This is a genomic window from Catenuloplanes atrovinosus (assembly GCF_031458235.1).
GTDB classification, from domain to species: domain Bacteria; phylum Actinomycetota; class Actinomycetes; order Mycobacteriales; family Micromonosporaceae; genus Catenuloplanes; species Catenuloplanes atrovinosus.
Map to the genome: position 1 here is coordinate 7,700,080 of NZ_JAVDYB010000001.1, position 20,463 is coordinate 7,720,542.

19 protein-coding genes and 1 tRNA gene are annotated in these 20,463 nt (G+C 71.2%); 11 read left to right on the forward strand and 9 right to left on the reverse strand.

Translation table 11 applies throughout. The annotated features are described in order from the left end of the window. Window positions 1–11 precede the first annotated feature (11 nt). Window positions 12–2,477 (forward strand): ATP-binding protein, encoded by a 2,466-nt coding sequence (locus J2S41_RS34270; protein WP_310374258.1) that lies wholly within the window; start codon window positions 12–14, stop codon window positions 2,475–2,477. A 263-nt stretch (window positions 2,478–2,740) separates the two neighbouring features. Here the strand turns inward: J2S41_RS34270 and J2S41_RS34275 are convergent, their stop codons facing one another. Next, window positions 2,741–3,229, reverse strand: coding sequence for a MarR family winged helix-turn-helix transcriptional regulator (locus tag J2S41_RS34275; protein ID WP_310374260.1), 489 nt, complete (start codon window positions 3,227–3,229; stop codon window positions 2,741–2,743). Window positions 3,230–3,329: 100 nt separating this feature from the next. Between J2S41_RS34275 and J2S41_RS34280 the strand changes: the two genes are divergently transcribed. After that, complete coding sequence (locus J2S41_RS34280; protein ID WP_310374262.1) at window positions 3,330–3,902, forward strand: YceI family protein; 573 nt, start codon at window positions 3,330–3,332, stop codon at window positions 3,900–3,902. A 250-nt stretch (window positions 3,903–4,152) separates the two neighbouring features. Beyond that, the gene (locus tag J2S41_RS34285; protein WP_310374264.1) at window positions 4,153–5,625 is read left to right on the forward strand and encodes a glutamate-cysteine ligase family protein; all 1,473 of its coding nucleotides are present in this window, start codon (window positions 4,153–4,155) and stop codon (window positions 5,623–5,625) included. 7 nt (window positions 5,626–5,632) lie between these two features. Here J2S41_RS34285 and J2S41_RS34290 read toward each other — a convergent pair whose 3' ends face one another. Beyond that, on the reverse strand, window positions 5,633–6,883 hold the full coding sequence (locus J2S41_RS34290) for a hypothetical protein (protein WP_310374266.1): 1,251 nt from the start codon (window positions 6,881–6,883) through the stop codon (window positions 5,633–5,635). A 139-nt stretch (window positions 6,884–7,022) separates the two neighbouring features. Here J2S41_RS34290 and J2S41_RS34295 point away from each other — a divergent pair, with 139 nt between their 5' ends. Then, the gene (locus J2S41_RS34295) at window positions 7,023–8,027 is read left to right on the forward strand and encodes a PASTA domain-containing protein (protein WP_310374267.1); all 1,005 of its coding nucleotides are present in this window, start codon (window positions 7,023–7,025) and stop codon (window positions 8,025–8,027) included. 5 nt (window positions 8,028–8,032) lie between these two features. Here the strand turns inward: J2S41_RS34295 and J2S41_RS34300 are convergent, their stop codons facing one another. Further along, the gene (locus J2S41_RS34300; protein WP_310374269.1) at window positions 8,033–8,320 is read right to left on the reverse strand and encodes a hypothetical protein; all 288 of its coding nucleotides are present in this window, start codon (window positions 8,318–8,320) and stop codon (window positions 8,033–8,035) included. A 424-nt stretch (window positions 8,321–8,744) separates the two neighbouring features. On the opposite strand from J2S41_RS34300, the gene J2S41_RS34305 reads away from it, so the two are divergent. From J2S41_RS34305 to J2S41_RS34315, 3 genes are all read left to right on the forward strand, one after another. Next, window positions 8,745–9,620 carry a helix-turn-helix domain-containing protein gene (locus J2S41_RS34305; protein WP_310374271.1) on the forward strand — a complete coding sequence of 292 codons (876 nt, stop codon included), beginning with the start codon at window positions 8,745–8,747 and terminating at the stop codon, window positions 9,618–9,620. Further along, window positions 9,596–9,808 (forward strand): DUF397 domain-containing protein, encoded by a 213-nt coding sequence (locus J2S41_RS34310; RefSeq protein WP_310374273.1) that lies wholly within the window; start codon window positions 9,596–9,598, stop codon window positions 9,806–9,808. The genes J2S41_RS34305 and J2S41_RS34310 overlap by 25 nt, the downstream gene beginning before the upstream one ends. A 103-nt stretch (window positions 9,809–9,911) precedes the next feature. Beyond that, entirely contained in the window at window positions 9,912–10,379 is a 468-nt protein-coding gene (locus tag J2S41_RS34315; RefSeq protein ID WP_310374274.1) for a hypothetical protein, read from the forward strand. Here J2S41_RS34315 and J2S41_RS34320 read toward each other — a convergent pair. Then, complete coding sequence (locus J2S41_RS34320; RefSeq protein ID WP_310374276.1) at window positions 10,376–10,945, reverse strand: hypothetical protein; 570 nt, start codon at window positions 10,943–10,945, stop codon at window positions 10,376–10,378. The two genes, J2S41_RS34315 and J2S41_RS34320, sit on opposite strands and share 4 nt — an antisense overlap. 308 nt (window positions 10,946–11,253) lie before the next feature. On the opposite strand from J2S41_RS34320, the gene J2S41_RS34325 reads away from it, so the two are divergent. Further along, window positions 11,254–11,505: a hypothetical protein gene (locus J2S41_RS34325; protein WP_310374278.1), complete on the forward strand. Its 252-nt coding sequence runs from the start codon at window positions 11,254–11,256 to the stop codon at window positions 11,503–11,505. A gap of 1,154 nt (window positions 11,506–12,659) precedes the next feature. Here J2S41_RS34325 and J2S41_RS34330 read toward each other — a convergent pair. From J2S41_RS34330 to J2S41_RS34350, 5 genes are all read right to left on the reverse strand, one after another. After that, window positions 12,660–13,421 (reverse strand): 3-ketoacyl-ACP reductase, encoded by a 762-nt coding sequence (locus J2S41_RS34330; RefSeq protein WP_310374279.1) that lies wholly within the window; start codon window positions 13,419–13,421, stop codon window positions 12,660–12,662. Further along, window positions 13,418–14,794: a hypothetical protein gene (locus J2S41_RS34335; RefSeq protein ID WP_310374281.1), complete on the reverse strand. Its 1,377-nt coding sequence runs from the start codon at window positions 14,792–14,794 to the stop codon at window positions 13,418–13,420. Before J2S41_RS34335 ends, J2S41_RS34330 begins: the two co-directional genes overlap by 4 nt. 67 nt (window positions 14,795–14,861) lie before the next feature. Further along, entirely contained in the window at window positions 14,862–15,668 is an 807-nt protein-coding gene (locus J2S41_RS34340; RefSeq protein ID WP_310374283.1) for a WecB/TagA/CpsF family glycosyltransferase, read from the reverse strand. Beyond that, window positions 15,665–16,744 carry an NAD-dependent epimerase/dehydratase family protein gene (locus J2S41_RS34345; RefSeq protein ID WP_310376727.1) on the reverse strand — a complete coding sequence of 360 codons (1,080 nt, stop codon included), beginning with the start codon at window positions 16,742–16,744 and terminating at the stop codon, window positions 15,665–15,667. The genes J2S41_RS34340 and J2S41_RS34345 overlap by 4 nt, the downstream gene beginning before the upstream one ends. Before the next feature lie 538 nt (window positions 16,745–17,282). Then, window positions 17,283–17,365: transfer RNA gene (locus tag J2S41_RS34350), tRNA-Leu, on the reverse strand. Window positions 17,366–17,653: 288 nt separating this feature from the next. Between J2S41_RS34350 and J2S41_RS34355 the strand changes: the two genes are divergently transcribed. From J2S41_RS34355 to J2S41_RS34365, 3 genes are read left to right on the forward strand one after another with little or no spacing between them, the layout of a single operon-like run. After that, window positions 17,654–18,475, forward strand: a complete 822-nt coding sequence (locus J2S41_RS34355) for an FHA domain-containing protein (RefSeq protein WP_310374284.1) — start codon at window positions 17,654–17,656, stop codon at window positions 18,473–18,475. Between the two features lie 5 nt (window positions 18,476–18,480). Then, window positions 18,481–18,966, forward strand: coding sequence for an FHA domain-containing protein FhaB/FipA (locus J2S41_RS34360; RefSeq protein ID WP_310374286.1), 486 nt, complete (start codon window positions 18,481–18,483; stop codon window positions 18,964–18,966). Further along, window positions 18,963–20,432, forward strand: coding sequence for a PP2C family protein-serine/threonine phosphatase (locus J2S41_RS34365; protein WP_310374288.1), 1,470 nt, complete (start codon window positions 18,963–18,965; stop codon window positions 20,430–20,432). Before J2S41_RS34360 ends, J2S41_RS34365 begins: the two co-directional genes overlap by 4 nt. Window positions 20,433–20,463: the final 31 nt, after the last annotated feature.

The following is a 20,463-nucleotide window of genomic DNA, read 5'->3' on the forward strand; positions in this document are numbered from 1 at the left end:
ACTCTTCGCCCATGACCGTGGATCATGGCTCTGACCAGCGCGGCACAGCCTTCGCCGAACTGCTCCGGGCACGACGGGCCACCGCGGGCATGACCCAGGCCGATCTCGCCGCGGCGGCCGGCATCGGCATCCGTACGGTGCGTGACCTGGAGCGCGGTCACGCGTCCCGGCCGCAGCGCACCACGGTCGAGCTGATCGCCACCGCGCTCGCGCTCACCGGCCGGGAGCGCGCCGAGTTCCTCGCCGCCGCGCGCGGCCAGCGGCCGGTGCCGGAGCCGCCCGCGGCGCCGCGCAACGGGTTGCCGCCACCGATCGAGCTGATCGGCCGGGACACCGAGGCCGCCGAGGTCGCGGAGCTGCTCACCGCGGCCGGGCCGCCCGCCGTCGTGACGCTGGTCGGCCTGGCCGGCGTCGGCAAGACCAGCCTCGGCCTCGCGGTCGCGCAGCGCGTCGCGCCGGCCCACCCCGGCGGCACGGCCGGCATCGTGATCACCGAGTTGTCCAGCGGCAGCGACGTGCTGGCCCAGCTGGCGGCGGTGCTGGGCGTGGCCCGCGCGGCCGACCTGCGCGCCCGGCTGCGCGGCGACCGCACGTTCGTGATGGTCGACGGCATCGAGCGGGCGCCGGACGCGGTCGCGGAGGCGCTGCGCTGGCTGACCGAGTCGGCGCCGGACCTGCACGTGCTGGCCACCGGCCGGCACCCGATCGGGCTGCCCGGCGAGCACGTGTGGCCGGTCGGACCGCTGGAGACCCCGCCCGCGGACGCGCCGGCCCGGCCGGAGGAGATCGCGGCGTACCCGGCTGCCGCGCTCTTCCTGGCCCGGCTGCGCCAGGTGCGCCGCGAACCGATCATGGACGAGGAGGCGGTCGCGCTCGGCGCGCTGCTGCGCCGGCTCGGCGGGCTGCCGCTGGCGCTGGAGCTCGCGGCCGCCCGCGGCCGGCTGCTCGACATCGACGAGATCCTCCAGCGGTACGGCGATCGCGTGCTCGACCTGTCCGGCCGCCCCGGCATCCGTCCGTCCGTCGACGTCACGCTGCGCGACGCCGCCGCGGCCAGCTACCGGCTGCTGGAGCCGGAGGAGCGCGCCGGACTGCGCCGGCTCGCCTCGTTCCGCAACCGCTGGTCGGTGCGCCTGGCCGCCGCGATCCTCTCCGACGAGGACGCCGAACCGGTCGACCCGCTGCCGCTGCTGGACCGGCTGCTGGAGCTGGGCCTGCTGAGCGTGCGCGGGGCCGGCCCGTTCCGGTTCCGGCTGGTCGACGTGGTGCGCGACCTCGCGGAGGAGCGGGCGGTGGCGCGCGGCGAGGCGGCCGCGATCCGCTCCCGGCACGCGGCGGTGCTGGCGCGGCTGGCCGAGCGCACCGCGCCGCAACTGGCCGGGCACGACCTGCCCGCCGGCGTGGACCGGCTCGACCAGGTGGCCGGCGACCTGTGGGCCGCGCTGGCCCACAGCGCGAACGACGACCCGCACACCGCGCTGCGCATCGCGGCCGCGCTGCCCCGGTGGTGGCGGTTCCGCGGCCGGGACGTGGTGGGCCGGCACTGGCTGCGCCGCCTGCTGGCGGACCCGCGCACCGAGGACGCGGACCCGCGCATCCGCGCGTGGGCGCAGGTCGGGCTGGGGCAGCTCGCGTTGGAGCACGGCGCCGGCGCGGAGGAACTGCCGGCCGTGACCGGCGCGCTGACCGAGTTCCAGCGCCGCGCGGACGTGGCCGGCGAGCTGGCCGCCCGCCACCTGCTCTGCGCGCTGTGGATGACCAACGGGGGGTACGACGAGGCGCGCCGCCACGGCGAGGCCGCGCTCGCGCTCGCCACCCGCACCGGCCGCGCCCGGGACATGACCGTCGCGCAGAACAACCTGACCTGGCACGAGATCCGGGTCGGCGACCTGCGCGCGGCCCGGCGCCGGCTGGCCGCCGTGGACCGGCTGGCCGCGCAGCAGGGCGACGACCGGCTGCGCGCGCTGGCGATGGCGAACCTGGCCGAGGTGAACCGGCTCGGCGGCCGGTACGCGGAGGCGCAGTCGCTCGGCCGGCGCGCCGTCGAGGTGCTGGAACGGCAGGGTGATCCCGGCCACCGGCGGCGCCTGCTCGGCACGATCGGGATCGCCGCCGCGCAGGCGGGTGACGCGGACGTGGCCGGGCGGATTCTGACCGACCTGCGGGAGCTGGCGAGCGTGCCGGACGAGACGGAGGGGCGCCCGGCCGTGACCGAGGGACAGATCGCGATGATCGAGGCGTACCTGGCATTCGGCCGCGGCGAGCGGGAGTTGGCCGCGGAGTGGTTCACGGTGGCGGCCGACTCGCACGCGGGCGGGCACGACCTGCGCGACGTGGCCGAGGCGCTGGTGGGGCTGGCGGCGAGCACGGAGGACGCGCAGCAGCGCGCGTCGGTGCTGACCCGGCTGGCCGAGGTGTGCAAGCTCGGCGGCATCACGCTGCTGCCCGCCGAGCGGGAGCGCGCCGGCGCCGCCTGACGGTGGAGAACGAAACCGGCGCCGGTCGCGAGTGAGCGACCGGCGCCGGTGTGGCGCACACCCCCGTATGTGCGCGACGCGACGGAAACCCCGCAGAGGCCCCCCGACCTCCGTGCGTAAACACCCCCCGGTGTGCGTCCCCGTGCGCCGGAAATCTAGCCGATCACCCGAGCCCCTTTGTCCGTTTGGGCGGGATTGTCGGCACCGCTGGAGCGTTCTGCCGCCTGTTCTGCCGGTTACCGGCCGGGAGTGCGCCGAGATGACTACTCAGCGGAGTCGGCGGTGTCCGTAGTGCCCACCATCGCCCCGGGATTGGCGGCGTCCCGGATCACGCGCAGTGTGCTGAGCAGGTCGCCGAGTCGGTCGGCGTCGAGCAGGCCGGTGAAGAACTCGTCGATCAGCGCGAGGTGGCCGGGGAGCGTCTCGTCCAGCCGGGCCAGGCCGGCGTCGGTGATCACCGCGTAGGAACTGCGCCGGTCCGTGGGGCATGCGCTGCGGGTCAGCAGGCCGGATCGCTCCATCCGGTCGACCACGCGCGTGACGCCGCTGGTGGAGAGCGAGGTCTGCGACGCCAGATCGGTCATCCGCAGCTGGCGGCCGGGGGAGCGGGCGAGGCGCATGAGCACCTCGAACTCGACGGCGGAGACGTGGTGCTCGTCGAACTGGGCGGCGAACCGGTTGGTCAGACCCGAGTGGACCTCGGTGAACAAGCCGATCGCCGTGATGCGCGGGTCGTTGATCAGGTTCGTCACGTCTCAACTCTAGCAAAGCTTGACACGCGGAATACTGCTGAGCATATAGTTGCTTAGTCAGACGTCCTGACGGCAGACCTTGTTTCTGGGAGATCCTCCAATGACCGACCTGAACGTTCGTGACTACAACGGCGTCAGCATCCCGGCCGCCGGCGTGTACGACATCGACCCCGCCCACTCGCGGGTCGGCTTCGTCGCCAAGCACCTTGTGGTGAGCAAGGTCCGCGGCCAGTTCAAGACCGTCACCGGCGCGGTCACGATCGCCGAGGACCCGCTGGAGTCGTCCGTCACGGCCGACATCGAGGCCGCGAGCATCGACACCAACCAGCCGGACCGCGACGGTCACCTCAAGAGCGGCGACTTCCTGGACGTCGAGAAGTTCCCGCAGGTCACGTTCCGCAGCACCGGCCTCGCCGAGATCAGCGGCAACGAGTTCAAGCTGCACGGCGACCTGACGATCAAGGACGTCACCCGCCGGGTCGAGCTGGACGTCGAGTTCGAGGGCGTGAACAAGAGCCCGTGGGGCCAGGAGGTCATCGGCTTCACCGCGACGACCGAGATCGACCGCGAGGAGTACGGCATCACCTGGAACCAGAACCTGGAGACCGGCGGCGTGCTCGTCGGCAAGAAGGTCAAGATCGAGATCGAGGCCGAGGCCATCCGCCGCGCCTGATCCTTTGCCGCCCGACTCCGGGCGAGCGTCACGCAACCCCCGGCCGCCCGCACGGCCGGGGGTTCGCTGCGTCTGGGAATCCCATCGCTCCGGGAAGTGATCTATCCGGCACTAGAGGTGACGCGTTCCTTTGTGGCATGGTGGACAGAACGTCCCGGAATGCTTACGGGGCGTTGCGAATCTTTCTGTCTTGGCCGAGCTGCGTCGCTCCTCCACATAGATCCGTCACCGCCGTGCGCCGGGAGGACAGATGGGCAAGGACGTCACCTCAGCCGCCTTCACCAGGGAGGACCGGGCTCAGTACCGGCGGAAGGTGCGCCGGTGCCTCGACGTCTTCGCGCTGATGCTGGACGACTTCGCGTTCGACGCCGAACGCCCCACCACCGGGCTCGAGATCGAGCTGAACCTGATCGACGCCGAGGCCGAGCCCGCCATGCGCAACGCCGAAGTGCTCGCGACCATGGACGATCCGCTGTTCCAGGCCGAGCTGGCCCGGTTCAACCTGGAGCTCAACGCCTCGCCGCGGCTCATCGCCGGCTCCGGCTTCGCCGACTACGAGCACGCGCTGCGCACCAGTCTGGACCGCGCCGAGGACCGGGCCGGCAAGTCCGACTCCCGGATCATGATGATCGGCGTGCTCCCCACGCTCACCGAGCGGCACACGGTGGTCGGCAACATCTCCGCGAACCCGCGCTACCACCTGCTCAACGACCAGATCATGGCGGCCCGCGGCGAGTCGCTGGACCTGGACATCCGCGGCGCGGAGCGGGTCCGGTCGTACGTCGATTCGATCGCGGCCGAGGGCGCCTGCACCAGCGTGCAGTTCCACCTCCAGGTCGCGCCGGACACGTTCGCCGCGTACTGGAACGCGGCCCAGGCCGTCGCCGCCGCCCAGGTCGCGGTGGGTGCGAACTCGCCGTTCCTGTACGGCCGCCGGCTCTGGGCAGAGACCCGGATAGCGCTCTTCGAGCAGTCCACCGACACCCGCCCGGACGAACTGCGAGCCCAGGGGGTACGGCCGCGAGTGTGGTTCGGGGAGCGCTGGATCACCTCGATCTTCGACCTGTTCGAGGAGAACGTGCGGTACTTCCCGCCGCTGCTGCCGATCCTGGACGAGGAGGACCCGGTCCAGGTGCTGCACGACGGCGGCGTACCGAACCTGGGTGAGCTGCGGCTGCACAACGGCACCGTCTACCGGTGGAACCGCCCGGTCTACGACATCATGAACGGCCGGCCGCACCTGCGGGTGGAGAACCGTGTGCTGCCGGCCGGCCCGACCGTGGTCGACATCCTGGCCAACGCCGCGTTCTACTTCGGGCTGGTCCGCGCGCTGGCCGAGTCGGATCGGCCGGTCTGGTCACAGCTGACGTTCAGCGCGGCCGAGGAGAACTTCCACCGCGCGGCCCGGCACGGGCTGGACGCCTACATCAACTGGCCGTGCGAGGGCGAGACGCAGGCGGACAAGCTCATCCTGGGCACGCTGCTGCCGCTGGCCTACGACGGGCTGGACCGTTTCGGCGTCGACCCGGCCGAGCGCGACCGCCTGCTCGGGATCATCGAGGGCCGCTGCCGCACCGGGCAGACCGGCGCGGCGTGGCAGACCGCGCGGGTCGAGGACGCGGAACGACGGGGCCGCAGCCGCGAGCGGGCGCTGCACGAGATGGTGCTGGCCTACGCCGAGCTTCAGCGCACCAACGAGCCGGTCCACCTCTGGCGGCGCTGACCCGCCCCTACTTCTCCGGCGGCTTCGGCGGCGGGACCGGCTTGGGCTTGACCGAGGCGCGGGCCCGGCCGGTGGGCTTGGCCGGCTGGTCGGTGGCCTCCGGCTCGCCGGCCGCGGCCGGACGCTTCGGCCGTGCCGTCGGCGCGGCCTCCTCCTCGTCGGCCAGGCCGAGCTGGGGCCGCTCCGATTTCGGCTTCAGCCGCAGCTTCGGCGACTCGGACTGCGGGGCCTGCTGCTGCGGGACCGGGACCGGCGCGGGCGGCGCGGTGGGCTCCGGCGCCGCGGTGAGCGCCGGGCGCGCCGGTGGCAGCGGCTCGTCGTCGTCGGCGTGGGCCGGCAGCAGCGCGCGCTCGTAGGCGGGCCGCGGCGTGGCGGCCGCGATGATCACTGATCCGAGCAGGCCGGCGATCACCGCGTACGGCGCGATCAGGTACGCCGACACCTGCCACGACTCCAGGCCGGCCGGGCGCGGCGCGGCCAGGAAGTAGGCGGCCGCGACCAGGATCGGGCCGATCGCGCCGGAGACCGAGACGCCGACCTTCGAGTCGGTGCGGCGCCCGCCCCACCAGGCCGAGATCAGGCCCGCGACCAGCGCGGCGGACAGCGAGATCGCGGCACCCGGCCAGTACAGGCTGTGGATCCAGTAGCCCGGGCCGTCGTCCGTGATGCGCCAGACGCCGAGCTGCGCGCCGGTGAAGCCGCGCCCGGCCAGCGCGCCGTCGACGGTCGCCACGATCGCCAGCAGCCACAGCCAGGTCGTCGTGACCACCACGTTCGCCGCTATCGCGGTGGACGAGATCGCGGCGAACGACACGGCCAGCCCGACCAGCACGCCGATCACGGTGTAACCGGCCGCGATCATCTCCGGCGCGAACGTGTAGTCCTGCGCGGCCTCCCGGGCCGGCACCGCGACCAGCGCCACGGTCACGGCCGCGCCGAGCGCGGCGGCCAGGCACAGCGTCACCCGCCAGAGCACCAGCTCCAGCATGCCGCTGACCTTGCGCGCGGTGGGATCGGCGGCCAGCGCGCTCGGGCCGCTGCGCCGGTCCGCGTACACCGCGCCGGCTATCACGGACGTGGCAGCGATCCAGGTGGCCCATGTGAGGCTCGCCACCCAGACCGGCTCCGCGGAGCCGTCGGGCGACGGCACCCACGCGATGATGCCGAGCCCGTAGCCGAGCCCCAACTGTGCTGCGCCGGTGCCCGCAGCCACGCCGACCGCCGACGCGATCGATCCACCCCAGCCTCGTACGGCCATGCCGGGGAGAGTAACGGTCCGAGGCCACCGGAGCGAGGCGACGAACTGGGAGCGGGTCGTTACCGCACCGAGCCGAAACGGCCGATAGGTTAAGACGGACCGCCAAAACGATCTGGCGACTGTCGGGGAGAGGACAGCGATGGCTGACGGCAGGCGTCCCGGTGACGACCAGGGCCCGTCCGACGAGACGCGGCAGTGGCACGGCGACGACGCGCGCTACTGGGGTGGGGACGACCAGACCTCGTCCCAGCGCCCGCCGGCCGACCCATGGGCCGCCAACGAGGAGACCCGGCTGCAACGCCCGATGGGCGGTGACCAGACCGCGCCCTACCGCCCGGTCCAGGGCGGCCCGGGCGGCGGTGGCCCGGGTGGCGCCGGCGGTGGCGACCAGACCCGGCCGTACCGTCCGGTGCCCGGTGGTCCCGGCAACGACCAGACCGCGCCGTATCGGCCGGTGCCCGGCGGCGACCAGACCCGGCGGATGGACCCGGTCCAGGGTGGACCGGCCGGGCCGGGCGGCACCGGCGGGCCGGACCCGTGGACCGCGCGCGCGTCCGTGCGCCCGCCCGAGCCGGCCGGGTCGTACGCGCAGCCCGACCCCTTCTCGCGGACCGACCCCGGCTGGGGTGAGCCCGACGAGCCGAACCGCAAGTGGCTGATGCCGGTGATGTGGGGCGTGATCGCGCTGCTGCTGATCCTGCTGCTGAGCGTCGGCATCTACTTCGGCACGCGCGGCGGTGGCGGCGACCCCGAGCCCACCCGCACCCCGACCGCGGCCGCGACGCCGACCGCGGAGCGGACCAGCGCGGAGCCGTCCGAGGAGCCGACCAGCGAGGAGCCGGCGTCGCCGGAGACCACCGCGCCGAGCCCGACCCGGGCCGCCGAGGTGGAGGTGCCGCGGATGACCGGCTACACGCTGCAGGAGGCGCAGCAGGAGCTGGCCGGGCGGGACCTGCCGTTCGCGCTGGTCTACCAGACCACGGACGACTTCGACCCGGACACCGTGGTGGACACGGACCCGCCGGGCGGCGCGGTGGTGCCGAAGGGCACGAAGATCACCATCACCGTGGCGCGCGCGCCGGAGCCGACCGCGCCCGCGGCGCCCACCGGCGGGCCCACCACGGAGCCGGGCCCGAACGGCTGACCGGATCAGCGACTGCGGACCGCGACGGCCGAGGCGGACAGCCCCGGCCGTCGCGTCGCACCGGCCCTCGCCTCCGGTGAGGCGTTTATCTGTCGCAGGCCGTCCACCTGCACGAAGATCGAACGACGCTCCACGGCATCGCCGCCCGCGTTGAGCTCGTATCCGTCCAGCCAGACCCAGCCGTCGTAGGTGGGCCAGTCGTGAACCCGGATCACGCGGAAGTAGAGCGGGTCGGCGAACTGAACGCTCGCCGCACGGGTCACGCAGAGGATATCGCCGGACCGGGGCAACACATCGACTCCTTGCTACGCGGTTTTCGCTGCGTCGGGTCTTGTCCCGTGGCACGCGCGGAGCGTCCACGAATGGCGTTTCTCGATCACCTGTTTCGCTGGCTGCGAATTGTTACCCAACCGGCGTGAGGGTAGGCCGGTCCTCTGCGGCGCGGCGTATGCGGCCCGCCTCCTCGCCCGTCATGGGTGACTTCGTCCTACTTGAACGGACAAGTTGGGAACTTTGAGTGACCCTCGCCATACAGACAGATTGCATCACGAGCCTAGTCAATGCAAGTTGCACGCCAGCCTCCACTCGCAGGTAACGGGCCCGGTTGATGGGTCTTCGACATACCCGTCAGACTGAATGCCCTTCCGTCAGCGCGCGCGAATTCGATCTTTCTGGTCGGGTTGATCCGGCCGGTCCGTCCCACAGCCGGAGGTAGCGGTGACCCAGCGCCGAAGCCCCACGGTCCGGCGCCGCCGCCTCGGCGCCGAGCTGCGCAAACACCGCGAGGAAGCCGGGGTGACCATCGAGACGGTGGCCGACCGGCTGCACTGCTCGACCTCCAAGGTCTCACGCATCGAGACCGGGCACACCAGTGCGACGCCACGCGATGTGCGGGCCATGCTGGAGATCTACGGCATCGACGGTGACGAGTCCGCCGAGCTCGTGCAGATTTCCCGTGAGGCCCGGCAGAAGGGCTGGTGGCACCCGTACAGCACGGTCCTGACCGGCGCATACGTCGGTCTGGAGGCGGAGGCGAACTCGGTGCGCGCCTACGAGCAGCAGGTTGTTCCCGGTCTCCTCCAGACGGAGGAGTACGCACGGGCGATGATCCGCTCCGCCCGGCCGGACATATCCGCCGATGAGGTGGAGAGAAGAGTGCGTGTCCGAATCGAGCGTCAATCGTTGCTGATGCAGGACGACCCGATCGACCTGTGGATGGTGCTCGATGAGGCGGTAGTGAGCCGACCGGTCGGCGGCGATGCGGTCATGCGGGCCCAGATTCACCACCTGGTCGTGACCGCCGAGCTACCGAACGTAACGTTGCAGGTCCTGCCGTTCTCGGCGGGCGCACATGCCGGCATGGACGGAACGTTCACGATTCTCGACTTCCCCGAGCCCACCGACACGGACGTCGTCTACGCGGAGAACGCGACCGGCGGGCTGTTCCTGGAGAAGGCCGACGAATTGCGGAAGTACGTCTTCATCTTCGATCACATCCGCGCCGCGGCCCTCCGACCGGAGGAGTCCGTATCCCTCTTAGCGGACCTGGCGAAGGAGCCATTGTGGGAGTGGAGACAACGGGGTTTGACCTGAGCCGCGCGACGTGGCGCAAGAGTTCTCGCAGCGGCCCCAACTGTGACAACTGTGTGGAGATCGCTTTCGTCACGCCGGCGATCGCGATTCGTGACTCCAAGGACCCGGACGGGCCGGCGCTGATCCTCGCGCCGGGCGGCTGGTCCGCCTTCCTCGCCGGCACCAAGAACGGCGAGTTCGACCTCTAGGGCACGACCGTCCGGTGGGCCGTCCACTGTCGCCCGGCCCACCGGATGCCCGCAAAACAGACATTTCTGCCGTGGCCGGATCGCCAGGACCTTCGTTGCACTCATGAACCCGGTGTTGCGCCGGGCCGAGTTGAAGCGAGCAAGGCAGGCGAGAGCAGTGAGCATTGGCCCCGACAACCTCGGCAACGGGTCGGCGACGCAGGACCGGTTCGCCGGTCACCTGAACGGGTACCGCCCGATCCAGCGCGACCGGGTCCTCTCCGGCGAGGTCGGCCCCGACGTGGAGCTGAGCCCGCGCACCGGCGCGCTCGACGAGCCGCCGATCGACCACGGCCCGCGGCTGCCGTCGCTGGCGCTGGCCGGGCTGGAGGAGCCGGTCTTCCCGACCACCGGCTGGCCGGACACCACCGACCCGGGCCCGCTGGCCGACCACCCGCTGCTGCGCGGCCTGCTCCTGGAACTGCCGCCGAAGGGCTCGCTCCCCGAGCCCGGCTGGTTGGACCGCTGGTTCGAGGCCGCCCGCGCGATCCTGGAGCTGATCTACACCCAGGGCGCGCTCGACCGCCGTTAGAGTGTCGCCGGCATACGCCGGCGCACCGTTATCGCGCGCTCGGACAACCGGCTGTACCGCAGCGCGTGCCGGACCGCGAGCACCGGCACCGCCAGCGCCAGGCCGGCCACGATCACGCCGACCGTGGCGGTGTCGCCGACCAGCGGCCAGCCGGCCATCAGCACGACGGCCACCACCGTGGCCAGGCCGGTGACCTGCGACGGTACGGCGATCATCGGATGAGCAGCACCGGCCCGCAGCGCCGGCGGCAGCGGCACGCCCGGCGCCGAGGTGAACGCGCCGGCCGCCGCACGGATGCGCACCACCCGGCGCAGCGTGACACCGGCGACCACGGCCGGCACCAGCACCGCCAGGCGCGGATCGATCATGCCCGGCGTCGCCGCCGGGATCAGCAGCAGCGCGACCAGCCCGGCGAGGCCGCCGGCCGTCAGCGCGATCACCGCGCCGGCCCGCTGCCGCAGCGCGCGGGCGGACGATGCGTCGGGAAGACCATCGGCCACTACGCCGACGGCGAGCCAGACGGCGGCGAGCGCGATCGTGGCGCCGAGGGGTATGGCTGCGGTCATGCCGTCCAGCGTTACCCACCTCGCCGCCGGGCGAATCCGGGACGCACCCTGGTCCGGCACCCGTAGGGGACACGACACGGGCCATCCGGCCGGAAAAATCAGGCTATTTCGGAGCTGGTGGGTGCGGGCCGCGGCGCCATACCCTGCCGGGACAGGCTTCGCGCTTTCGGGCGCGACGTGGACCGGCCTGGGGAGGGTCGGCCGGGGTCCCGCGCACCTCGTGGTGATCGGGACCCCGTCTCTCCGGACGCAACTTGCAATTTTCTGGGAGTTGCAACCTGATGTCCGCCGGGAGCAGTCTTACTCACGTGGAGCAAAGAGCCGTGGTGAACCCCGGCGACGTGCTGGTGCTCGCCGAGCCGGACTACAAGTTCGGGGCGGGCGATCTCACGCTGCTGGTGGACGACGTGATGCACATCCAGCGCCTGCCCGACGGACTGTGGCTCTACGTCCGCGGCGTCCGGCTGGACAACTCCGGCCACGCCCGCGACCCACGCCAGGTGCTGGTCCGGATGACCGCCATCCCCGCCGCCATCCGTCACCCGACCGGGTGTCCCTAGTGGTGCTTCGCCCCATTTGCCGGCGAAGACCCTGAAATCTCTCTTCCCACTTCCGGCGTGGTCGCGGTCCGCATGCTCCCGCGGGCACCGGTCGTCGCTGGCGCTCCTCCCTTCCGGTCCCGTCGCCGGCCACGCTCCACACCACGCGCCTTCCGCACAGCCGGCCCGCCTGCCGCGCCCGGCGACCTCCGCCGCACTCCACGCGCCCAACCGCGATTCGGCCACACCGCCGCACTACACGCGCCCAACCGCGATTCGGCCACACCGCACACCGGCGCGTCTGCGATCGGTATCCGCTCCTTGCCGGCTGATCTCCCAACCGCAGCCAGCCGCGCGACTCGCTTCGGCGGTCTGATCGTCATATCCGCCGCGATTCGCGTCTCGGTGTGCGTTTCGGTGGACGCGCAGTCGCGCGCAGGCCGGCGTCGACCGCACGCCGAGCGCTTCTGCATGATCCGGCTCGATTCCGCAGGCGCCGCGTCTGCGGCCGTCCGGCACCTTCCGATCGGCTTTGCTCTGCTTACCCGGCCAAACCACACCGAAGGAGGCGGCCTTTGTGGGGGATTCGTCCAGGTAAGCAGAGCAAAGTGCCGCCGGAGACTACGTCGAGATGCTCCTAGATCCGCGCGGCATCACATAAGGCGAATTTTCGGCGTTCGGTCACGCCGTGCCACGCATCCCAGAGTGGGAACCACAGCCGCGAGCGGTGACCCGACGTTGCCGGTGGCAGGACACTGCGCGCCACGCGATCCGGTGAGCCGCGACCGCCGCGTGCGGCGTTCTGCGCGGAGACACGTCACGCGCGCCGGGTGACCCGCTTGGCCGGGACCCGGCAACGTGTCCGGCGGCGGAACGCCACGCGCGCCGGATGATGCGGCTGGCGGCTGTCGGCGTTCTGTGCGGAGGCACGTCACGCGCGCCGGGTGACCCGCTTGGCCGGGACCCGGCAACGTGTCCGGCGGCGGAACGCCACGCGCGCCGGATGACGCGGCCGGCGGCTGTCGCCGCGTGGGTTTTCTGGCCGCCCGCGTGACCGGCTCCGACGCCGCGTGCGGAGCGGAGCGCTAGCGGAGTCGGAGCACGTGGCGAGGTTTGCCCGCGGGAGCATGCGGGGCTGGACCCGCCGGGAGTGGGAATGTGAAGGATTTGAGGGGTTAGAGGGTTTTCATGTGGAAGCCGCCGTCTACGTCGATGACCTGGCCGGTGCTGTGCGGCAGCAGATCCGTGGCGATCGCGACGACGGCGCGGCCGACGTCGTCGGGGCGGCCCCAGCGGCGGATGGGCTGGATGCCCTTGTTGAAGATGAGGTCGTCGTATTTGGCGGTGACGGTTTCGGTCATGTCGGTGGCGATGATGCCGGGGCGGATCTCGTAGACGTTGATGCCGTGCTCGGCGAGGCGGGCGGCGAACAGCTGGGTGGTCATCGCCAGGCCGGCCTTGGAGACGCAGTAGTCGCCGCGGTTGACGCTCGCGGTGTAGGCGCTGTTGGACGAGATGATCACGATCTTCGGGCGGGTGCCGGCCTCGGGCTGGGCGATCATGCGGTTGGCGGTGGACTGGATCAGGAAGTACGGGCCCTTGAGGTTGATGCCGAGCACCCGGTCAAAGGATTCCTCGTCCGCATCGAGGATGTCGGCGCGCACCTTGGGCGCCACGCCGGCGTTGCTGACCAGCAGGTCCAGGCGGCCGAACGCGGCGTAGGACTCGTCGAGCAGCCGCGCGCGGTCGGCGGCGACGGAGACGTCGGCCTGGACGGTCAGCGCGCGGCGGCCGAGCGTTTCGACCTCGGCGGCGACCTGCTTGGCGGCGTCCACGTTGCCGGCGTAGTTGACGACCACGTCGTAGCCGGCGCCGGCCAGGGAGAGCACGATGCCGCGGCCGATGCCGCGTGAGCCGCCGGTGACCAGTGCGATCATCGCGTACCCCCGAAGAACGTGTAGTAGGGCTCGTCGCGGGCGATGCGTTGCAGGTAGAGGGCCAGCTCGCGGGCGTGGTAGTCGCCCCACATGCTGGACTCGCCGTTCGGCACGCGCTGCCCGGCGGGTACGTGGTCCCAGCCGTTCGGCCGGTGGTAGACCGAGTGCAGGATCAGGCCCTGGTGTGCGGGGTCGACCGACAGGTAGGGCTCGCCGAACAGCGTGTTCGCCACCGTGAGCCCGGCCTGCCAGTAGCGGCGGCCGTCGTCCTCGCGGCCCTTGCCGGTCAGGTAGCGGCCGAGCCGGAGCAGGCCCTGCGCGCCGATCGCAGCGGCGGAGGAGTCGACCGGCTCGTGCGCGTTGTACGGGTCGGCCGGCCGGCCCAGGTAGTCGCCGAGGTGGACCAGGCCGGGCGCGCCGGTGTCCCAGTACGGGATGCCGTCGACCGGCGTGTGCTCCAGGTAGAAGTCGCAGGTGGCGGTGGCCGCGTCGAGCATCATCTGGGTGATCTCCGCGCGCCCGCCGAACGCGTCCAGCTCGTCGTCGTCGGCCAGCTCCAGGAACTCCAGCTGCTCCGGGTAGCCGAGCATCGCCCAGGCCAGGCCGCGCGTCCAGGTGCTGAACGGGGAGTAGCCCTGCTGGGTGCTCGGGGCGCGGTAGTGGCCGTCGTTGGTGTTGAACAGCGACTCGTGGGCGGTGCGGCCGCGCACGTCGTAGAAGTCGCGGCCGGTGCCGTACCAGATGTTCCACCGGGCGGTGTTGCGCGCGTGCTCCACGATCCGGCCGAGCAGCGAGATCCGCTCGTCGTGCTCGCCCATCAGCGCGTGCCCGAGCAGGTGCGAGACGGCCAGCGCGCGACACGATCGGATGGTGTCCACGAACAGCGACTGCGGGCCGTTGAACGAGTAGATGTAGCCGGTGCCGTCCTGCGTGGTCTGCCAGCGGGCCGCCTGCACCGCGCCGGTGATCTTCAGGGCCAACTCGTGGAAGTTCCGGTCGCCGGCGTCGATCCGGCCCTCGTTCGCCAGCCGCCAGAGGTTGCCGTACGTGCTGACGTTGTTGAAGCCGTGGTCGTGCACGCCGATGTGGCTGACGTGGCCGGCCATCACGTTCACGGTGGCGTCCCGGCCGATGGTCAGGAACCGCTCGTCGCCGGTCGCGTCGAACTGCAGGATCGCGGAGCCGTACTGGAAGCCCTGGGTCCACTCGGTCCAGCCGCGCGCCGTGTACCGCCCGGCCACGGTGAAGACCGGCGAGGGGGAGCCGGGTGGGCAGGTCTGCTCGATCGACTCGATCTTCGCGGCGGAGGCCTCCCAGAGACGGCCGATCCGGGGTAGGAGGTCCGCCGGGCCGAGCCCGTCGTCGATCTTCATGGCGGCGCCCTTCGTCGTTGTCGGCGTGCCGCCACAGCATAGGAAAGCGCTTGCCTGAAGAAAACCCCTAGATGGAGAAGGTGGGCGGGCGTTCGTTGGCCGGCTCCGGGGGCCGCGCGTTCCACAGCCGCGTCTTCTGGGCGCCGAGCCGAGCGAGGTACGCCGGATTGAGCACGATGTAGCGCCGCCACAGCCGGCGTGGTTCCAGGCCGAGCCGCCAGACCCATTCGAGCCCGACGCGCTGCATCCAGGCGGGCGGGTTCCGCAGCAGGCCCGCGTGGTAGTCGAACGCGGCGCCGACGGCCAGCAGCGGCATGTCCAGCAGCGGCCGCATCGCGAACGCGAACACCTCCTGCCGCGGGCAGCCGAGCCCGACCAGGACCAGCCGCGCGCCGGACGCCGTGATCCGCGCGGCGATCTCCTCGTCTTCGCCGGCCTCGACCGGGCGGAACTTCGACGACTCCACGCCCGCGATCCGGATGCCGGGGAACATCCGGGACAGCGCGGGTACGAGCAGCGCGAGCGTCTCCTCGGTCGAGCCGTAGAGGTACACCGGCAGCTTCTCGGCCGTGCACCGGGCCAGCACGCGCAGCGTGAGCTCCGGGCCGTAGACGCGGTCCGCCAGCCCGGCCTGGTGCAGCAGGTTCAGCGCCCAGCGCACCGGCTGCCCGTCCGGCGTGACCAGGTCGAACCCGTTGAGTCGGGCGTTGTGCGCCGGGTCCAGCACGCCGGTCATCACGCCGTGCACGGCGAGCGCGGTCAGCGCGAACGGCCGCCGGTGGTGCGCGGCCTCGATGATCTGGTCGATCGCGGACTCGTAGTCGACCACGTCCACCATCACGCCGAGGACGTTGCGCTTGCCTCGCGCGATCACGACACGAACCCTGGAACCCACTTGTCCGCGTTGGCCTCGTGGATCTCCCGCAGGATCATCGGTACGTCGTAGACCTGCCGCCACTCCGGATAGTCCCGCTCGAACGCGGCGTTGGACCCGATCCACCAGCGGTGATCGCCGATCCGGTGCCGGGGCACGTACTCCGTGCGCATCGGCAGGCCGGTGATCTCCTCGGCCAGCGCGAACGCCTCCAGGTGCGAGCTGTTCGACCGCCGTCCGCCGCCCAGGTTGTAGACGGCCGCGCTCCGCGGGGCGCGGAAGAACGCCTCGAAGGCGGTCAGTACGTCGTGACTGTGAATAGAGTCACGAACCATCTTCCCCTTGTAGCCGAAGATCTTGTAGACGCGCTGCTCCATGTTGCACCGCATCAGGTAAGCCAGGTATCCGTGCAGCTCAGTGGCGGAATGCGCGGGACCGGTCAGGGTGCCGCCGCGGAACACGGCGGTGCGCATCCCGAAGTAGCGCCCGTACTCCTGCACCATCACGTCCGCCGCGACCTTCGACGCGCCGAACACCGAGTGCAGGACCTGATCTATGGACATCGACTCGGTGATGCCGCCGGCGTAGGGATGCTCCTCGGCCAGTTCGTACCGCGTCTCCAACTCCACGAACGGGAGACGATTGACCCCGTCGCCGTAGACCTTGTTCGTCGAGCAGTGAATGAATGCCGCCTCGTCGCAGTGCTCCCGCACATTCTGAAGAACATTCAGCGTCCCGACCGCATTTACATCGAAATCCGTGAACGGATCCCGGACCGCCCAGTCGTGCGAGGGCTGTGCCGCCGTATGAATGACCACCGCGACGTCCGCGCCGAACTTCTTGAACACCGCGGACAGCCCTTCGCGATCCCGGATATCCAGGTCGAAGTGCATATAGGCGGCACCCAGTTCCCGCTCCAGCCGCCGCACATTCCACGCCGTGGACGCTTCTCGCCCGAAGAACGCCGCCCGCATGTCGTTGTCGATTCCCACGACATCCAGCCCCAGCCCCGCGAAGTGCCGCACCGCCTCCGACCCGATGAGCCCTCCCGCCCCGGTCACCAGCGCCACACCCACCGTCCACCCCACGTTCACGACCGCCCAAGCCCTCACCGCTTCAACGACTCGCAAACCACAACGCAACCCCAAATTCCGGACCTAAACCCCCACCCCAACCCCCCACACCGAAGAAAAGAAAAGAAACCTCGCCAGCCCCCAACGAGCCAAACCGCGACAGCCCAACCCAAGAACCGGAACGGGCCAACAGCCCAACGCAGGAACCGGCACGCCCGACAGCCCAACGCAAGAACCCGGAACGGACCAACAGCCCAACGCAGGAACCGGCACGCCCGACAGCCCAACGCAGGAACCGGAACGGGCCAACAGCCCAACGCAGGAACCGGCACGCCCGACAGCCCAACGCAGGAACCGGAACGGGCCAACAGCCCAACGCAGGAACCGGCACGCCCGACAGCCCAACGCAAGAACCCGGAACGGGCCAACAGCCCAACGCAAGAAGCCGGAACGCGGGGCCCCCGGGGCTCGGCCCCGGGGCGGAATGACGAGAGGCCCCCGGTCCGCGCTTTCCGCGGACACAGGGGCCTCAGGACTCTCGTGGGGAAGGGGGGAGTTGAACCCCCACGCCCTTTCGGGCACACGGACCTGAACCGTGCGCGTCTGCCATTCCGCCACTTCCCCGTGGCTGAGAACTACCCTAAGGCATTGGCTCGGGGCCTCTGCATCGGGGGGTTCCCGGTCTCTCAAGATCAGCTACAGCATCGATAACAACTCTGCCGCTGCTGTTCTTGGGAGAAGCCCGGACAGACTACGCTGTCCAAGACTCGCATCACGAAACAGGTGCTGTGAGCAGCTTTCCGCCCGTGATGCCTCGGAAGAGTAGCACGGCACCCGTCAGTCCCTGTATGAAGACTGGCAACCAGCGGTCGTTTGCCACGCGAGCTGCGTGAGCGGCGGCCGGATACCATCATGTCCTCGGAACCCGAGGAGGAGCCGGTGAGCGTGCTGCAACGCTTCGAGAAGCGATTGGAAGGCCTGGTCGAAGGGGCCTTCGCCAAGGTCTTCAAGGGGGTCGTCCACCCCGTGGAGATCCTCAACGCCATGCAACGAGAGGCCGAGGCGCACAAGGCTATCCTGGCCGGCGGGCGCACTCTGGTCCCGAACCGGTACGTGATCGACCTCTCGCCGTACGACCACAGTCGGCTGGCGCCGTATGCGGCTGCGCTCGCGCAGGAGCTGGCGCAGTCCCAGGCCGAGTTCATCGGTGAGCAGGCCTGGACCGTCTACGGCGATGTCATCGTCGAGATCGAGCGCGGCGACGGCCTGGACACCGGCATGTTCCGGGTCACGGCCGAGGTCTACACCGGTGGCGAGGTCGCCCCGATGCAGGGCGGCTATGACCAGGGTGGCGGTTACGACCAGGGTGGCTACGGCCAGCAGGCTGGTTATGACCAGGGCGGTTATGACCAGGGTGGCTACCCGCCGCACGGTGGCGGTGCCCCGGGCGGGCGCAACATCCGCCTGGTCTCCGGCGATGGCCGCACCTATCCGCTGCAGATCGGTTCGACCGTCATCGGTCGTGGCGATCAGGCGAATCTGCGTCTGCCGGACGTCGGCATCTCGCGCCGGCACGCCCGGCTGGACTTCGACGGCAGCCAGGTGGTGCTGACCGATCTGGGATCGACCAACGGGACGATGGTCAACGGGCAGCGGGTCTCCGCCGTCGCGTTGAATCCCGGCGACATGATCCAGCTCGGGACGACCACGTTGACGTTCCGCGTGGACGGCTAGGCGCCTTGCCCGAGCTCGTCCTCACTGTCGCCCGGATAGGCCTGATCGTCCTTCTGTGGATCTTCGTATTCACGGTGGTCGGCGTGATCCGGCGAGACCTGTTCGCCGGCGCGCGGACCAGCCGTCTGGTGGCCGCGCCGCGGGGGGTTGGCGCGGCCCTCAACCAGGCGCGTCCCGCGGCGAAGGTCAAGCGTGGCCGCACGGCGCGGCAGATGGTGGTCACCGCCGGTCAGCTGGCCGGCACGCGCATCACCCTGGGTGAGGCGCCGATCACGATCGGTCGCGCCGAGGACTCCACGCTGGTGATCACGGACGATTACGCGTCCGCTCGGCACGCGCGACTGATGCCCCGTGACGGCCAATGGTTCCTCGAGGACATGGGCTCGACGAACGGGACATATCTAGATCGCGCTAAGGTCACTGGACCTACCCCCGTCCCCCTGGGCGTTCCGATCAAGATCGGGCGCACTTCTCTCGAGTTGCGGCCATGACTCTGACCCTGCGCTACGCGGCACGCAGTGACCGCGGTCTGATTCGAGACGGCAACCAGGATTCCGTCTATGCCGGGCCGCGGCTGCTCGCCGTGGCCGACGGCATGGGCGGCATGGCCGCCGGAGACGTCGCCAGCAACATCGTGATCGGCGCGATGGCCCCGCTGGACGAGGACGTTCCGGGCAGCGCCCTGGTCGACGCTCTCCGGAACGCCGTCGAATCGGCGAACCAGCAGCTTCGCGACACCGTCGACGCGAACCCGCAGATGGAGGGCATGGGCACCACGCTCACCGCCGCCCTCTTCTCGGGCAGCAAGTTCGGCATGGTGCACATCGGTGACTCGCGGGCGTACCTGTTGCGGGACGGTGAGTTCTCGCAGATCACGAAGGACGACACGTACGTCCAGATGCTCGTCGACGAGGGGCGGATCAGCCCCGAGGAGGCGAGCAGCCACCCCCAGCGTTCGCTGCTCACCCGCGCGCTGGACGGCCGGGACATCGACCCGGAGTACAGCGTTCGTCAGGTGCTCCCCGGCGACCGCTACCTGATCTGCTCGGACGGGCTCTCCGCCGTGGTCAGCGCGGACACCATCGCCGACACGCTCCGGGAGTACGTCGACCCGCAGCAGTGCGTCGAGCGGCTGGTGCAGCTCGCGCTGCGCGGCGGCGGCCCGGACAACATCACGGTCGTGGTCGCGGACGCCACCGACGGCGACATCCTGGAGCTCGCTCCGATGGTCGGCGGCGCGGCCGCCGGCGACCGGGGTCTGGGCGCCGTCACGGACACCTCCACGCCCGCGGCCCGCGCCTCCGCGCTGAACCCGCCGCGTTCCGCCTCGCCGGAGGGTGACGGCCAGCCGGACGAGCCCGCCGAGGAGACCGCGGACCGGCCGCGCCGCCACCCGGTGCGTACCGCCGTGCTCTCGGTCGTGTTGCTCGGGGTGCTGGCCGGCGGCGTCTGGGGCGGCTGGCAGTACACGCAGTCGCAGTACTACGTGGGTGCCACCGACGACGGCAAGCTCGCGGTCTTCCAGGGCGTGCCCGGGGAGATAGCCGGCTTCGCGCTGTCGAACGTGCGGGAGACCAGCAACGCCGCCACGCTCGACGACCTCACCGTGGTCGCGCAGGAGCGGGTCAAGCAGGGCATCATCGCCAACGACCGCACGGACGCGGAGCGGCGGCTCGACGAGCTGACCGCGGACACGCCGTCGAACCCGAACCTGAAGCCGGAGTGCCAGACCGCGCCTCCGGTGGCGGTCAGCCCGACGCCGACGTCGTCCCCCTCCACGGCACCGGCCTCACCCTCGGCCGGCCCGACCGGCAGCGCCTCCGCGCCCGCCGGATCGTCCATCAGCGCGACCGGCTCACCCACGCCGACCGCGCCGCCGACCCCGTCCGCCGCCGCGACGCCCGCGCCCGACGCGCCGCCGGTCGTCGATCCGGCGAGTTGCCGGCCGGCCGGCTGAGCCGGCACCACCGACCGCAGGGAAAGAACTG

Coding starts and splice junctions, on each gene's coding strand:
- J2S41_RS34270 (WP_310374258.1), top strand. CDS start 12: ATGACCGTGGATCATGGCTCTGACCAGCGCGGCACAGCCTTCGCCGAA.
- J2S41_RS34280 (WP_310374262.1), top strand. CDS start 3,330: ATGACCGACCTGAACGTTCGTGACTACAACGGCGTCAGCATCCCGGCC.
- J2S41_RS34285 (WP_310374264.1), top strand. CDS start 4,153: ATGGGCAAGGACGTCACCTCAGCCGCCTTCACCAGGGAGGACCGGGCT.
- J2S41_RS34290 (WP_310374266.1), bottom strand. CDS start 6,883: ATGGCCGTACGAGGCTGGGGTGGATCGATCGCGTCGGCGGTCGGCGTG.
- J2S41_RS34295 (WP_310374267.1), top strand. CDS start 7,023: ATGGCTGACGGCAGGCGTCCCGGTGACGACCAGGGCCCGTCCGACGAG.
- J2S41_RS34315 (WP_310374274.1), top strand. CDS start 9,912: ATGAACCCGGTGTTGCGCCGGGCCGAGTTGAAGCGAGCAAGGCAGGCG.
- J2S41_RS34320 (WP_310374276.1), bottom strand. CDS start 10,945: ATGACCGCAGCCATACCCCTCGGCGCCACGATCGCGCTCGCCGCCGTC.
- J2S41_RS34330 (WP_310374279.1), bottom strand. CDS start 13,421: ATGATCGCACTGGTCACCGGCGGCTCACGCGGCATCGGCCGCGGCATC.
- J2S41_RS34335 (WP_310374281.1), bottom strand. CDS start 14,794: ATGAAGATCGACGACGGGCTCGGCCCGGCGGACCTCCTACCCCGGATC.
- J2S41_RS34355 (WP_310374284.1), top strand. CDS start 17,654: ATGTCCTCGGAACCCGAGGAGGAGCCGGTGAGCGTGCTGCAACGCTTC.
- J2S41_RS34365 (WP_310374288.1), top strand. CDS start 18,963: ATGACTCTGACCCTGCGCTACGCGGCACGCAGTGACCGCGGTCTGATT.